Here is a 16,107-nt window from a genome sequence, read left to right on the forward strand (position 1 = left end):
TCCGTAAATTGGCGCGTAATCGCGCTATATAGCTACGTCTTGAACCGGCAGGGGCTTGGTTAGGCTCGGGTTTTACTGCCCTCACGGACGAATCGCTATGCCTGATGCAACCTTCAACGCCGACCTGCGCGGCGTGCATTACGACTTTCTCAAACAACGCGTGCCGAACTGGTTCATGGAAGGCACGCCGCAACGCCAGCAAGAGCTAGGCACGCACGAGATGGATATTCCTGCCTGGTACCTGGCCGCCACTCACCAAGACAAAACCACGCTGGCTGCCCGGCACACGCGCTTTCGCGAAACGCTCAATGCGATTGAAGAGCACCTGGGCCAGATTGAAGACGTCCTGACCTTCGCCGAACAGCCGCTCAAAGAGGCGATCAAGAAAGAATTCAACCTGGAACTGGATGTGCGCAATGTGTTTTTCGTGCGCAAATACGGCTCAAAAGGTGCTCGCGATGACTTCTACGGCGCCTTTGTTTTCGAGCAGCAAAACGACCCGTCACTGAGCTACAGGTATCGCGGCATTTCCCTGTTGGAAGCGGCCCTGGCCAATTTCGAGGCCGATGAAGAGCAGCCGTCGTCGTGCACCGATTGCCAACTGATCACCACCTTCAACCTAGACAACCCCCACATCATTGCGACCTTCGCGGCCGTCCATGCACAGGCGGTGGCGATCACGCCCCATGCTTTCGCCAGGCTTTGCCGCACATTGGACCTTGGCGCGCTTTATCAGGCGCATATCAAGGCCATTGTAGAGCCCCAGGACGCGGATGAACGCCAGGCGCTTGAACAGCTGTTGGAGGAGCATCAACGCGAGCAGTTGGCACTGTGCATCGATATTGGCCGGTTGCAAAGCATCGGACCGCTCAGTGCCGACGCCTGCCAGATGCTCCAAAATGTGGTCACGGGCTCCGCCACGCCGAAATTGGCCGGGAAGCCTGTGACATACACCGCGCTCAACGTGTTCGACAGCGTATTGGTGGGGCCGCTGCTGATCGGGCCTGATCGGCAAAACACCAACCGCCCCGAGCCTCTGGTGGTGTACATCCCCGGTGACCCGCAACAGCCCCTCAAGGAGTATGCGTCCAGTGGCGAATTCATGGCCGACTTGCGTACCCGTCTGCACAGCGCATCGTATCGGCGCTTCTTCAGCCGCTTTGTGCCGGTGCGCGAACAAGGCGGGTTCTTCACCCGGTTCAACCGTCTGTACCAGCCTGCCAGTAACGGCAATGGTGGTGCGGACTACCCGTTGCGCACGCCGTTGGCGCGCTTGCCTATGCAAGAGTTCGCCCTTGCCGGTGAGCTGTGGCAGCGCAGTCGCCAGGCGCATATCAGCAAGATCTTGAGCGATGCACGCGCAGTGGCCGTGCCCACCGAGGATGAGGACCGCAAGGCCCGGCTTGAACGCCTGGAAGGTTTTTTCGAGGCGGCCGTCAGCGTATTCAACCTGGCCGCGTTCGTGGTGCCGGGGCTCGGCCCGATCATGTTGGCCGTGGGCGCATCGCAGATGTGCTACGAAGTGTTTGAAGGCATCGAGGCCTACGATCAAGGCGAGCCCCGGCAGATGTGGGCGCATTTTTCATCGGTAGCCCTGAACGTAGCGTTCATTGCCACGGGGTCCAAGGTGGTGCCCGCCGTCAAATGGCAAAGCGCAGTGGATCACCTCAAACCGGTGACGCTGCCCACGGGCAAGCAGGTACTGTGGAACCCCGACCTCAGGCCCTATGCATCTGCCGTCAAGCCGGCACCAGAGGTCAAGCCCAATGCGTTGGGCCTGTACGATCATGCCGGTCAGCAATGGGTGTCGTTCGAGGATACGCATTACCAGGTCAAGCAAGACCCGAGCGGCCAGTACCGTATCCAGCACCCGACTCGTCCCGACGCCTACGCGCCGGAATTGGAACACAACCATAACGGGGTGTGGACCCATGAGCTGGAAGAGCCGCTGACCTGGGACGAACCCACCTTGATCAAGCGCCTGGGGTTGGTCGAGCAGACGGATCCGTTGCGTATCAGCGGCGTCGAACCTGACGCTCTGCGCCAGGTTGCGGTCGATCATGAACCCTTGCCGCTGTTGCTTGACGACACCATCAAGCGCTTCGAGCTGCATCAGCAACTGACCACCTTTGTCGAGCAAATCAAAAGCAGCGACCCGCTGGTCTACCAGAAGGCCGAGCCGGCACTGCAGTTTGACCTGCTTCAACGCCGCGGCCTGCTGCCTGATGGCGTAGCGCTGAAAGTCATCGGCCCAACGGGCGAGGTCGTGTGGGAAAGCGCCGATGCGTCGCCCCTATTGCCCAAGCGCGTGATGGTGTTGACCGAGACCGCCATGGCCCAGGGCCGCTTACTCAGGGAGCTGCTGTACACCTTGCAAGGTGTCGACCCGCAGCTCAAGGAATTCCCCGGCAGCTCCGAAGAATCGCTGGACGTTCGCGCCGCCAAGCTGCGCCAGTACCTTGGCGATGCCGTTGATAGCCTCAAGGGACCGCTGCTGGAGGAACGTTACCGTGCGTTGAACCCAACGCCTGACGCCGATGTGCAGCGCGTGCTGGATGCCTACCCGGCCTTGCCGACGCTGGCCGCCGAACGCTTGCTGCAAGGCGCTGCTGTGGATGAGCTGACCGCTTTTCGCAGCAGCGGCAGCCTGCCTGACCGGTTGGCCACGCAGGCTCAATGGTGCGCGCAGGAAACCCGCGTGGCGCGCGCCTACGAAGGGCTGCACCTGGACACTCAGACCCACCTCGACAGTCATCGCCTGGCCTTGCGTACCCTGGAAACCCTGCCGGGCTGGCACCGTGGCTCGCGGGTGGAGTTGCGTCAGTATTCGGCGCAGGGCACGCTGATGGATGCCATTGGCTCCCCCGACTTCCCGCACAAGCGCAGCCTGATACTGCTGGACAGCGGTGAGTTCCAGGCAACCATGCCCGGGGATTTTTACAGCGCCATCTGGGAGCAACTCGCGCCCGATGAGCGTCAGCGTCTCGGGTTGGCCAGCGCGGTCGAATTGAAGCAGGCGATTCAACGCAACCCTCTTTCGCGCCAGGCGTTGCGCACGGTGCTGGAGGACTACCCGCTGCGCAAGCCCGAGTACGATCCGATGGTCCGCTTGATGGGCGGCGCTCCGGGCTTTCGGCATATGGCAAGGGTGGCGGCTAATGTGCTTCGCTCTCCGGCAGAGCGGGTACGCCGGTTGTATCCATCATTCAATGAGGAGCAAGTCACCGCGTTTATTCAGTCGCTGGGCGAAGATGTCCCAGGCGGGTTGGCCAGTCGTGAGCTGGAATACCACCACCTGAAAAAATCCTTGAAAGCGTGGGCTCGCTCCAGAGGGCCACATGCCCTGGCGTACTACAGCGCCGAATGGCGTGTGAGTGATGCAATCAAACGCTGCTGGCGTCGCGAGACTGGAAGCCAGTTGAATATCCGCCTTTCAAAAGACGAGATTCGCTGGGTGGATTTGCCGCCGCTGAAGGCCGACTTCAGTCATGTCCAGGAAGTGGCGTTATCGGGGCTCACATGGAAGGGGCACTCCAGCTCGTTGTTCCTCGAAAATTTCACGCATATCAAGAGCCTGAGCATGACTGGCGCCGAGTTGGTCGAGTTGCCGGCGGTGATCGGCGATATGAAGCAGCTCACGTCGTTGAAACTGCCCTCCAATGAACTGAAACTGAGCGAGCGTAGCGCGGCAAGCTTGAGCGCTCTGGATGCCTTGCAAGTGCTGGATCTTTCAGAAAATCCGCTGGGTACATTGCCTGATTTCGGCGGTATGCCGCATTTAAGATCGCTGAATCTATCTTTCACCCGAATCGAGCGTTGGCCTTCGGGGTTGAGGACGCAGACTGGGCTGGAGCGCGTCGACTTACGTCACAATCGACTGCTGCAGGTACCGCAGGACAATCTTGTTCCGCCGGCAGATCAACTGGAAACGATCGTGCGGATCAATAACGTCACCTTGCTTAAAGGCAATCGCTTCCCACACGATTACTGGGAAACATTCGATAAGTATTGGCAGGACGTGAACCAGTCACGCCCCGACCTTGTGTCAGGCGCTCTCGATGGTGCCTTTGACAGCCGAAACCCACGCCTGGAAATGGTGCAGCACATGTACCCCGAGTATTCCCTGCAAAAGGCCCGGGAGCTTGTCTGGAGCTGGGGCGAAGGCGTCGATACCGAGCTGGACCGGCGCTGGCAGGAGTTTTCTGTGCTGCTCAGGCAGTTGAACGCGTGGGCATTTTCAGGCGGCGGCGAGCGCCAGCGCTATGTGCGCGTGGGGGAGCGCGCCACCGATGCCGCGTCACTGCGCGATCGCAACCTGGCGCACAACCGCATCATGCGCTGCTGGCGCCGTGAAACCCCGCAACAGCTCACCAGCGACGGCGAGCCCTTCGGCCTGGAGCTGGACCTCAGCGGCCTGACGCTGCCAAGCCTGCCCGACCTGGATGCGGACTTCAGCCACGTAGGCTCACTCAAGCTGAGCGACATGAACCTCAGTATTTCGCCTGAGGGGTTCCTCGCTCGCCATCAAGGCGTACGCTGGCTGGACATGTCGCGCAACCAATTGCGCGAGTTGCCGCCGGCGCTGGGGCAGATGCATGGCCTGACCCGGCTGTCGTTGCAAAATAACCAGATACGCCTGAACCCGGAGTCGGCTGCGATGCTGGCGTCACGCAGCACCCTCAGAGCCTTGATCCTCAATTCAAACCCCCTTGATATCGCGCCGGATTTCAGCCAGATGACGGATTTGCGTTCGCTGGGGATGGGCAACACCCATATTGAAACCTTTCCCACCGGGCTGGGGGCGCAACCCAGCCTGGATGCGGTGTACCTGAGGGGCAGTCGGATTTCAACGCTGCCCGATGCGCTGATTGCCCCCTCGGACGAGGCGTTGGCGCAATCCCTGCGGGTAACCAGCGTCACTGATCTGGGCCTGAACCCCTTGTCCGCCGAAACTCAGGCGCGAATCGCCGATTACAACCGTCGGCTTACCGACCCGGAGCGAGCGGCCAACAGGTTGGTGCGCAGCGCTTTGGAGGTGGCTGTGCCGCAGGCCGTTACTGGCGACTCTGAGCCGTTTCAGCGCTGGGCCAGAGGGTTGTCAACGCAGCAGCTTGCCCAGCGCCGAAGCCAATGGTCTACCCTGCGTGCACTGCCAGGCTCGGACGGTTTTTTCGACATGCTCAGAGATCTGAACGTGGCGCCCGCTGAATATGAGGATGTGCAGCAGCGAGTGTGGGAGGTGATCGACGCGATTGCCAACCACAGCGCCGAGTCGGAGCAGCTGCGCAAGGAGATGTTCGAATGGGCGGGCCAGGCGACGTGTTGCGACCGTGCCGCGTTGACCTTCGGTAATCTGGAAGTCCTGCTGATGACCAGCAATGCCAAGGCCCAGGCGTTGGATTCGACTCAGGGCGCCGCGCTGGTGAAGCTGTCCAGGGGCTTGTTCCGCCTGGAGGAAGTGGAAAAGATCGCCCTTACGGATATCGACCAGCGCCGGACTGCGATCAATAGCCGCGAAGATCTGACGGCGACGCAGAAAGCCGACGCTCTAAGGGCTCTGGAAGAAGTGGAAATCAGGCTGGCCTATCGTTACGGCCTTAAAGAGCGGCTTGACTTGCCGGGCCAGGCGCAGCAGGCCAGGTTCATTCGTTTCGGCAACGTCAGCCAGGCGATGCTGGATGCTGCGTACGATAAGGTAATCGGCCTGGATAATTCGGTGCATGAGTTTCAAGCCATGCTCGCCAGAGAATTCTGGCAAGACTACATCGCGAACAAATACCGCTCGCGGTTCGAGGCGCAGAACCAACCCCATCACGAACAAATGAATGCGTTGTTGCGCGATTTCGAGTCCGGTGCAATCTCCAAAGCGGTGTTCGACCGTGAGGCCGAAGCATTGCAGGGGCAGTTTGCAATCGAAGAAGCACAGCTGATTCAAACCCTGTCCCGCGATGAAGTGGCGCAGGCGTTGATGCCAACTGCGAGCCTTGAAGTGTTGGTGGAGCCTGTGGGTCAGGCGCTGCAACTGTCTGAGGCTAAAGTTATCGATTTCAATGGCAAACAGTATTTTGTCGCGAGCATGCCGGATGCGGGCGATGGTGAGCATTACATCTTGCGGGTGCAGGCACCGCAGAACCCGTTGGCGCTGGTCAGCAGCGGGGTGGTAGCCAAGCCCGATATCCATGGGGTCTGGAAGCGCAGGGGCTTGGCGGGTGGGATGAAGCCGCAGGGCTCCGACGATGAGTTTTTCGACGCGTCGGAGTCCATGCCGGTAACGCCCTACACGGCGGAGGAACTGCGGCATATGCGTCGCGATATCCACTTTACGGCCAGCCCCAATCGCATCGGCAGTTATAACCGTGCCAATAACGGCAAATACCCGCTCAGAGACTATCAAGGCAGGGCGATCCGCATTCAAGAATTGGAGCAAGCGGTCACGATAGATCCCGGTGTGCGCTACACCTCGGAGCAGATCAAGCCCTACATTCAATTTCAGGGCTATGAGCAGGTGGGCGCACGCTATGAAGAGAAACTCCAGCTACGTTCGTTTACGGCCCAGGACATGAAGACACCCGGTGAACGCGCGTTGATAGGCCAGGCCATGGTGGTTGCCAACCGGCGTATTGCCAAGGGCGAGATCGTCGGCGTGTACGGCGGAACGGTATTGCCCAGGGGGATCTTCGGACCCAGTGGGCAGACGTACACGATGAGGGTAGGGCGCAAGATGGTCGCGCGAGGCAATACCCTGGTGGAAGAGCCGGTCCACCTGTCGGGGGATAATATTATTTCCAGAATCAATACCCTCTTTGAGTATGACGCACAGGGCAAACCGTTGCGCCAGGCCCCGAGTGGCTACAACGTTGAAGCGGTGGGCTTCAATGTCGAAGCAGACATGTGGATGGGGGTTGGGCCCGGTGCGCGAACCAAACGCGAAGATTTGATACTGACAGCGGTATTTGCCACTGAAGACATTGCCGCGGGCACCGAGTTGCGCATGGATTATCAGTACACTGAGGGGGCAATAAAAAACCTGTTCGCTTGATCCTACTCAAGTAAGTAAGGGGTCTGTCGTCGTAAATAGCCATATCCCATCTTGAAAGGGCGGGTTTTGCCCCAATCTTGTGGGCATATCCAGGCGGTACACAGTGATTGCACTGACCCTGTGTGCCGCCGATTAACTTATGACGCGCCCTGACATCAATTCCCAGGCTGCCAGCCATGGCGTGCCGTGTGGCGGGCTGCGCGATATCGATAACGGATGGTGATGCCCCCATGGATTTCAAAGATTATTACAAGATTCTCGGTGTCGAGCCCACGGCTGACGACAAAGAGATCAAGTCGGCTTATCGCAAGCTGGCGCGCAAATATCACCCGGACGTCAGCAAGGAAAAGGACGCCGAAGCCAAGTTCAAGGACGCGTCCGAAGCCTATGAGGCGCTGAAAAGCGCCGACAAGCGCGCCGAATACGACGAACTGCGCAAGTACGGCCAGCACGGCCAGCCATTCCAGGGGCCGCCGGGCTGGCAGAGCCGTGGTGGTTTTGGCGGTGGCCAGGACGCGGGCGATTTCTCGGACTTTTTCAGCTCGATCTTCGGCTCGCGTGGCGATGCCTTCGGTGGTGGACAGCGTCGTCCTGCCGGGCGCAAGGGCCAGGATGTGGAGATGCAGCTGTCGGTCTCCCTTGAAGAGACCCTGTCGACCGAGTCCAAGCAGATCAGCTTCCAGGTGCCGCAATACGACGCCTCCGGCCGACACGTCAGCAATAGCGTCAAGAGCCTGAATGTGAAGATCCCGGCCGGTGTGGCCGATGGCGAGCGCATTCGCCTCAAGGCCCAGGGCGCGCCGGGCATTGGCGGCGGGGCCAATGGTGATTTGTACCTGATCATCAAGTTTGCGCCCCACCCCAGGTTCGAGGTGGACGGCGAAAACCTGATCATCAACCTGCCGCTGGCACCCTGGGAGTTGGCGCTGGGCACGGAAGTGGCCGTGCCGACCCTCACCGGCAAGATCAACCTCAAGGTGCCCGCCGGCAGCCAGAACGGCCAACGTATGCGCGCCAAGGGACATGGCTTGCTGAACAAGGCCGGGCAACGTGGCTACCTGTTCATCCAGCTCAAGGCCGTCATGCCCAAGGCGGCGGATGATGAGGTCAAGGCATTGTGGGAGGCCCTGGCGCAAAAGGCTGCGTTCAATCCGCGCGAGCAGTTCTGAACGGGTCATTGATTTAGTTAGCGCCAGCCGCAAAAACGGCGTGCCTAGGATGACAACCTCTTCCAAGAAAAGGTTGTCATCCCATGCCGGACTTTCAGGTCACCGACCCCGTCACCCCGCTTCCTGGTGAGCAGGGCCAGCATTACGAACTGATCAAACAGGCGATCCCCACTTGCCTGGTCCACAGTTCGCCCTCCCGCCGCAAGGCCCTCAAAGACACACCGCCGGCCATTCCCCTCTGGTATGACGCCGCTTCCCAAACCCACAAAGATCAGCTCAAGGTACTGCTGGACGCCCGTTGCGATTCGCTTAACGAACTGGAGAAAACCTTCAGTCACATAAGCTCGGAGCAAGCGTTTGCCCAACCCGTGCTGGAAGCCAAGCTAAAGGCTATCGGCCATGAGCTGGACGTCAACCAAACCTGGTTGCGCCTGTATGTACCGGCCGAAGATGCCTTTGGCGTAAAGACCGGTGGCTTCAAGGTCAAAACGTTCTCCCTGCTGCACGCTGCCCTCGGCAACTTTGAGCAACGGGAGACTCGAGAGGGCTATTTCGACAGTGCCTCAGGTTTCATCACCCAACCGGACGTGCGCGATCATTTCGAGCGCCATACCACCACCCTGAAGATTCATGCGTTCACCCAGCTGTGCCGAGACCTTGACCTGGGCAAGCAGTACCAGGCTCACCTCAAGGCACAGTTGAAACCTGACGACGCCAAATCCCAGGCCGAACTGCGCGAACGTTATGTCCGGCACCAGAAAGCCGCCTTCAAGGCGGCGGCGTATCTGGCGTTGCTCAAGGGCGATATTGGCGACAGCGACCACGCGCTGCTGATGCGGGTGGCGGCCGGGGAAAAACACATTCTCAGCGACGGCAAGCCCATCGGGTATCGCAGCCTGAGCCTGATGAACCTGCACCTGCATGATTGCCTGGTCATCGACGCTTGCGCCAAGCCTGGCTACACCTGCTGGGTCATCGTTTATATACCCGACGATCCCGACCATCCCATCAAGCGCTATGAAACCTTCAGTGACTTCAGCACCGCGTTGAGCGAGCGCCTGAGCGCGAAAACCACCCAGGAAGCTGACCGCTCCCAAGGCTGGAAGGCTACGCCGAACCAGCATTTTTTTGCCCGGTTCGTTGCCGACAAAGACCGCGCCTACTACTACAAACGGCTGACCGAGCTGGTGCTGGACGCACCTCCCCAGCGGTTTGGCGCACAGGCCTTGCGATCGGAATGGGGGCGCTTGCTCACTTCTCCGTCCTTTGCCACGCCTTCGACACTGGGCGAACCACATCCCTACGTGCGCGAGCACGCCACTGCCCCTGAATTCAACATTCGCGCCCACACCCTGACGGACCTATGGCAAGTTGCAGACCTGTGGACCTATCGCCTGGGCAGCCTGCGTACTCGGCTGTTCGAGAACGCCCGGCATCGTGCGGTGAGCACCGCCGATGTCGATGAGGCCTCGCGTTCACTGCGCGCCGCGCATTACATGAGCATTGGCCTGTTCGGTCTCAACCTGGTGGCCATGGCGGTGCCGCCGCTGGGTGTGGTGATGGCCGTGGCGATGGCCGGGCAAATGCTCTACGAAGTCATTGAAGGTGTCATCGAGCTGAGCGAAGGCGACCGTGAAGCGGGCTGGGCGCACATTACCGATGTGGTGGAAAACCTGGCGACGCTGGCCGCACAGGCGGCGGTGGTTCATTTCACCGTCTCGCCGTTTATCGAGCAGCTCAAGGCTGTCACCTTGCCCAGTGGCAAGACCCGGCTGTGGAATCCCGACCTGTCGGTCTACGAGCACTCCTCTTCTTTACCAGCGGTGGCGGCGGATGAGCAAGGCCTGCACCGGCATAACGGCCAAACCGTGCTGCCATTGGAGGGTAAACGCTATGCCGTGCAACAAGACCCGCTGACCGAGCAATACCGCATCCTCCATCCCACGCGCGCCGAGGCCTATCAACCGATATTGAAGAGCAACGGCGCTGGCCTCTGGAACCATGAAGTGGAACGCCCGCACACCTGGGAAGGCGCCACGTTGATGCGGCGATTGGGCCCGGTGACGGAGGGCTTCAGTGATGCCGAGTTGGAGCAGGTGCGCAGCGTGGCGGCTGTGAGTGAGGACGTGCTGCGCCGCGTGCATGTGGAAGGCGAGCCGGTACCGGCGATCCTGCTCGACACCCTGCGCCAGTTCAGGGCGTATCGCGATGCGGTGAGCGTCGCCGAGGGCATTCGCCAGGGTTCGCTCAGCAGCGCACTGTGCAGCTATGCTGCATCCCTGGCGGTGGAGTTGCCGGGATGGCCAGCGAGCAAGGCGATCGAGGCATTTTCCGGCACCGAGTTGAGCGGGCCGTCGATCAAATACGGTAATCAGCAGGCTGCGGCGGCGGACACCGTGCAGGTCCACCGCGCCGAATTGATGAGCGGCCAGTTGCCCATACGCATTATCGAAGCGTTCAGCGAACCTCAGCGCGATGCTCTGGTGGGCAGTTACACCGCCCGCACACCCGAGGCGCGAACCGAGGCCCTGCAATTGAAACTCGAACAAAGGGCCATCGAGGTACGCGAGCGGTTGATGAAGAGTATTTACCTTGAGCAGCAGCCACCCTCCGACTCCGCGATGATGCTGATCCAGCGCGACTTCAGCAGCGTGCCGACGATTCTGGCGCGCGAAGTGCTGGCGGACGCGACGCCGACCGAGCGCGACACGATGAACCGCGCCAAGCGCATTCCCCTGCGCCTCGCTGAAAAGGCGCGCCGGGCGCAGCAGCAAATGCGCCTGACCCTCGCGTATGAAGGCTTGTACCTCGACGCGTTGGCCGGGCCGGACACCGAAACCCTGGCCCTCAACACCCTGCCGATGCTTCCCGGCTGGTCGGACAATCTGCGCCTGGAAGTGCGCGAGGGCCGGTTTGAAGGCCCATTGCGTGCCAGTTTTGGCCCTCAGGAGGCGAGCAACCGCAAGGTCCTGGCGCGCATGGAGGATGGGCGTTATCAAGCCTTTGATGAGCGCGGTCAGGATCTGCATGGCCTCGATGGTTTCTACGGCGCCTTGCAGCACGCGTTGACCGACGCCCATCGCAACGCGATCGGCCTGCCCCATGTCGGCCAGGGTGAGCAATTGAAGGGGTTGATCCAGCAACATGCATTAGGCCGAGCACCGTTGCGCAAAGCCTTGGACATGTCGCCGGAAAAGCTGCCGTTTTTTCGACCGCCGAGCGTGTTGCCGGGTGAGCGTCGCGGCTATCCATTGAGCGGACGGGGTGGTACTGAGTGGGAAAAAATCACGCGCGAGCGGGTCCGCAGCCTGTACCCGGAAATCACCCTGGACGAAATGCTCGCCCTGATCAACGAGCGCGGCGCGCTGGACCTGAGCTGGCTGCGTGCGTTGGAGCAAGAGTACAAAACCCTGCAGGCCACCTTGCACAAATGGTTGAGCACACCGCCCCAGGGCATGGAGGCGTTCGGCGACCAGCAACGCCAGGTGCTGAGGGCCAGGCGCAAGATTTATACGGCGCTGGATGACGCCTGGAGAAAGGTTGGCCCACGGCACTACGATCGAAATGGGCGCCTCTTGGGGCAGAAAATCGAATGGTTGGAAGAGGACCTGGCGCAGCAGCTCCGAACCTTGCCCGCACTGACTGCAAACTTCGACCATGTCAGCTATTTGGGCATTGTGGGAACCGAAGGCTCGCAGCTGACGGATGCGGATGTGCAGCCACTGCTCGCCAACTTTCGCGGTTTGCGTCGATTAGGGATCGAGGCCGCTCAACTGACACGCCTGCCGTCAGCCATCGAACAGATGCCGCATTTGCAGCGGTTGCATTTGGGCGGTAACAGTATTGTCCTTACGCCTGAAGACGTCCTGCGCTTGAAAGATCGGGTGCATCTCAAAGAGTTATTTTTGGACATGAACCCACTCGGCTTGCCACCCGATGTCGGGCGCATGACGCGCTTACAGACCTTGCTGCTCAATCACACAAGCCTGGAGGAGTGGCCTGCCAGTGTATTCCGTGTGCCCAGGCCGGAGAATTTCATTCTGGATATGCGGGAGAACCCGATAGCGCGGATTCCCGAGTTCGCACCGGGCTCGGATAAGGCACTGATTGTGGCGAAAACCTTCCTCACCCGTGAAGAGCTGACGCCTGAGCTGCTTGCTCAATTCAAGCGGTACATCGAGGCCGCCGGCCGCGATCCGGATCGCCAATTACCGAAAAGGGGCGCGCGTGACAGCGAGCAGTGGAAAACCGGTTATTCGGCGCAGGAATGGCCCTCCAGGCAAGTGTTATGGGACACGCTTGAAGGTTCGTTTGGCTCTGAGGGCTTTTTCAATGTTCTTCGTGCCGTCAGAAACTCCGGGGACTCGACACTCAGGGGCGGCGTATGGTTGCCGGAACTGACCGCCAAGGTCTGGCGCATACTTGAGGCGATGGGCGAAGACGCCGAATTGCGCGAGCAGTTGTTCCTGATGGCCCGGGACCCTGCGGCCTGCGTGGACGCCGGGGCGCAGTTGTTCAATTCGATGGGCGTTGCGGTGCTGCATTGGTCGGCGTACTTCAGCGAGGACGTGGCCTCCGTGCGCAAAACTGTCTTCAACCTGGCCAGGGGCAAGTGGCGGCTCGATGAGTTGGGCCGTATCGCCCATGAGCGCGTGTCCCAACTGCAGGCCGACGGCGTCAAGTTTCCGCAGTACGACGCGAAAGGCGCACGCGTCGATCATTACGATGCCCACGGCAATTTGATCGCCGATATCGACGAAGTCGAGATCTACCTGGCGTACACAACGCCACTGGCAACCCGCCTGGACCTGCCCTGGCAATCGCGGAGCATGATGTTCCGCGAGGATTATGTGACGGCGCCCATGGTCGAGGCGGCATTCAATCGCGTAAAGCTACTGGACCAAGGCGAGCTGCTGCGTGGCAACCTGCTGGAGCAACCGATGTGGACCGACTTTCTGCAGCGGGCTCATTCAGCTGACTACGCGTCGATTGCCGCAAAGTTTGATGCACTGATTGACTATCAGGCCGCGCAGGAACAATGGGCCGCCGCAGCCAACCTCCCTGAGAGCGCAAGGCAGGCCCTGCGCCACACCATCAGCCAGGCGGCCCAGCGCCTGGGCCGACCGGCTTCGGAAAGTGAACCGGGGCAACTGATGTCCCAGCAAGACTACGACGACACCTTTGGCCGCATCAATGGCGAACTGATCACCTTGAACCAGACGCTGACCGATCAAGCGATCAGCGCCATCCTCTAGAACAGGAAGTACCGCTGGGCCATCGGCAACACCTCGGCCGGTTCGCACCACAGCAATTGACCGTCGGCCTTGACCTGGTAAGTCTGTGGGTCCACCTCGATATCCGGCAGGTAATCGTTGTGGATCAGGTCGGTTTTCTGCACGTCGCGGCAACCCTTGACCACCGCGATCTGCTTCTTCAGGCCCAGGGCCTCGGGCAGTCCGGCCGCCTGCGCGGCCTGGCTGATAAACGTCAGGCTGGTGGCGTGCAGGGAGCTGCCGAAGCTGGCGAACATGGGGCGGTAATGCACCGGCTGCGGCGTCGGGATCGAGGCGTTGGCGTCGCCCATCAGGCTCGAAGCAATGGCGCCGCCCTTGAGGATCAGCGTGGGCTTGATGCCGAAAAACGCCGGGCGCCACAGCACCAGGTCGGCCCATTTGCCGACTTCGATGGAACCGACGATATGGCTGATACCGTGGGTGATCGCCGGGTTGATGGTGTACTTGGCAATGTAGCGCTTGGCGCGGAAGTTATCGTTGCCCACGCCGTCGCCCGGCAGGGGGCCACGCTGTTTTTTCATCTTGTCGGCGGTCTGCCAGGTGCGCGTGATCACTTCGCCGACACGGCCCATGGCCTGGCTGTCGGAGCTGATCATCGAGAACGCGCCGAGGTCGTGCAGGATGTCTTCGGCGGCGATGGTTTCGCGGCGGATGCGGCTTTCGGCGAAGGCCACGTCTTCGGCAATGCTCGGGTCCAGGTGGTGACACACCATCAACATGTCCAGGTGTTCGTCGATGGTGTTACGCGTGAACGGCCGCGTGGGGTTGGTGGAGCTGGGCAGCACATTGGGGAAACCGCAGGCCTTGATGATGTCCGGTGCATGGCCGCCACCGGCACCTTCGGTGTGGTAGGTGTGAATGGTGCGGCCCTTGAGCGCGGCGAGGGTGGTTTCCACAAAGCCCGACTCATTGAGGGTGTCGCTGTGGATCGCCACCTGCACGTCGTAGGCATCGGCGACGCTCAGGCAGTTGTCGATGCTGGCGGGCGTTGTGCCCCAGTCTTCGTGCAGCTTCAAACCGATGGCTCCGGCCTTGACCTGCTCGATCAATGGCTCGGGCAAACTGGCGTTGCCCTTGCCGGTGAAACCGATATTCATCGGGAACGAATCACTGGCCTGTAGCATACGCGCCAAGTGCCAGGGGCCGGATGTGCACGTGGTGGCGTTGGTGCCGGTGGCAGGGCCGGTACCGCCGCCGATCATGGTGGTGACGCCGCTGGTCAGCGCCTCTTCGATTTGCTGCGGGCAGATGAAATGCACATGGGAGTCGATGCCGCCGGCGGTGAGGATCATGCCTTCACCGGCGATCACTTCGGTACTGGCGCCGATGGCCATGGTCACCCCCGGCTGGATATCCGGGTTGCCGGCTTTGCCAATCGCGTGGATGCGGCCATTCTTCAAGCCGACGTCGGCCTTGACGATGCCCCAGTGGTCGATGATCAATGCGTTGGTGATCAGCGTGTCGACTACTTCATGGGCGAGCAATTGGCTCTGGCCCTGGCCGTCACGGATCACCTTGCCGCCGCCGAATTTGACCTCTTCGCCGTAGACGGTGAAGTCCTGTTCGACTTCGACAAACAGCTCGGTGTCGGCCAGGCGGACCTTGTCACCGACGGTGGGGCCGTACATGTCGGCGTAGGCTTGGCGGGTGATTTTCATGTGTGTGCCCTGAAGAATAGGTGTTGAATGTGAAATCGCTATCGCAGGCAAGCCAGCTCCCACAGGGGATTGCATTTCAACTGTGGGCGCTGGCTTGCCTGCGATGAGGCCCTAAAGGTCGCCCATGACCCGCCCTGCAAACCCAAATACCCGCCGCCCACCACCCAAATCCACCAACTCCACCTCCCGACGCTGCCCCGGCTCAAACCGCACCGCCGTGCCCGCCGGAATATTCAGGCGCATGCCGCGGCTTGCCGCCCGGTCAAACTCCAGTGCGTCATTGGTCTCGAAAAAGTGGTAATGCGAACCTACCTGGATCGGCCGGTCGCCGCAGTTGGCCACGCTGAGGGTGACGGTGCGGCGGCCGACATTCAGTTCAATTTCGCCAGGCTGGATCTGATATTCACCAGGAATCATGCAGGTTGCCCCAGGGTCTTGTAGTAGATGGCGGTCGGGCTGTAGCGCCCGTCCGGGCTTTGGCAGTAGTCGGGCAGCTCACCGATCCTGGTATAGCGCAGCGACTGGTAGAAGGCTTCGGCACCGGAGCCGGCCTCGGTGTCCAGGTACAGCAGGCCACGCTTGTGCTGGCGTGCGGCAAGTTCCAGGGTATTCATCAATTGTTGGCCCAGGCCATGGCGACGGGCGCTGCTGTGCACCAGCAACTTTTGCACTTCGGCGCGGTTCAGGCCGTTGGCCTTTTGGCACAGCGCCAGTTGCACACTGGCGATTACCCGTTCTTCACGCACGACCACCCACAGCAGCAGGCTGGCGTCTTCGATACCGGCTTGCACGCCGGTCAGATACTCGCGGGCCTGGGTCTGATCGAAGTCGGCCATAAAGCCCACCGATGCGCCGCTCTGCACCGCGTCCAGCAATAGCTCGATCAAGCCCTGGCGGTAGTGGGCAAAGCTTTCAGCATTGACTCGACGCAGTTGTGCAGCGCTCAT

At 60.7% G+C, this 16,107-nt stretch carries 6 protein-coding genes; 3 read left to right on the forward strand and 3 right to left on the reverse strand.

Annotation, left to right across the window (positions count from 1 at the left end):
• Nucleotides 1-97 precede the first annotated feature (97 nt).
• The 3 genes from JFT63_RS22260 (at nt 98) to JFT63_RS22270 (ending at nt 13,463) form a co-directional block, all read left to right on the forward strand.
• Nucleotides 98-7,039, forward strand: coding sequence for an NEL-type E3 ubiquitin ligase domain-containing protein (locus JFT63_RS22260; RefSeq protein WP_198844781.1), 6,942 nt, complete (start codon nt 98-100; stop codon nt 7,037-7,039).
• 230 nt (nt 7,040-7,269) lie between these two features.
• A complete protein-coding gene (locus JFT63_RS22265; protein ID WP_186561802.1) occupies nt 7,270-8,208 on the forward strand; it encodes a DnaJ C-terminal domain-containing protein in 939 nt (312 codons plus the stop codon).
• An 83-nt stretch (nt 8,209-8,291) separates the two neighbouring features.
• Nucleotides 8,292-13,463 (forward strand): dermonecrotic toxin domain-containing protein, encoded by a 5,172-nt coding sequence (locus JFT63_RS22270; protein WP_198844782.1) that lies wholly within the window; start codon nt 8,292-8,294, stop codon nt 13,461-13,463.
• Here the strand turns inward: JFT63_RS22270 and ureC are convergent.
• The 3 genes from ureC to JFT63_RS22285 all read right to left on the reverse strand — a co-directional run bounded on the left by ureC (nt 13,460) and on the right by JFT63_RS22285 (nt 16,107).
• Nucleotides 13,460-15,160, reverse strand: coding sequence for an urease subunit alpha (gene ureC, locus JFT63_RS22275; RefSeq protein WP_057702629.1), 1,701 nt, complete (start codon nt 15,158-15,160; stop codon nt 13,460-13,462). The genes JFT63_RS22270 and ureC overlap by 4 nt on opposite strands.
• A 111-nt stretch (nt 15,161-15,271) precedes the next feature.
• On the reverse strand, nt 15,272-15,577 hold the full coding sequence (locus JFT63_RS22280) for an urease subunit beta (RefSeq protein ID WP_057702630.1): 306 nt from the start codon (nt 15,575-15,577) through the stop codon (nt 15,272-15,274).
• Entirely contained in the window at nt 15,574-16,107 is a 534-nt protein-coding gene (locus tag JFT63_RS22285; RefSeq protein ID WP_198844783.1) for a GNAT family N-acetyltransferase, read from the reverse strand. Before JFT63_RS22285 ends, JFT63_RS22280 begins: the two co-directional genes overlap by 4 nt.

The sequence above is a fragment of the Pseudomonas sp. MF7453 genome (assembly GCF_016405455.1).
Taxonomy (GTDB): domain Bacteria; phylum Pseudomonadota; class Gammaproteobacteria; order Pseudomonadales; family Pseudomonadaceae; genus Aquipseudomonas; species Aquipseudomonas paralactis.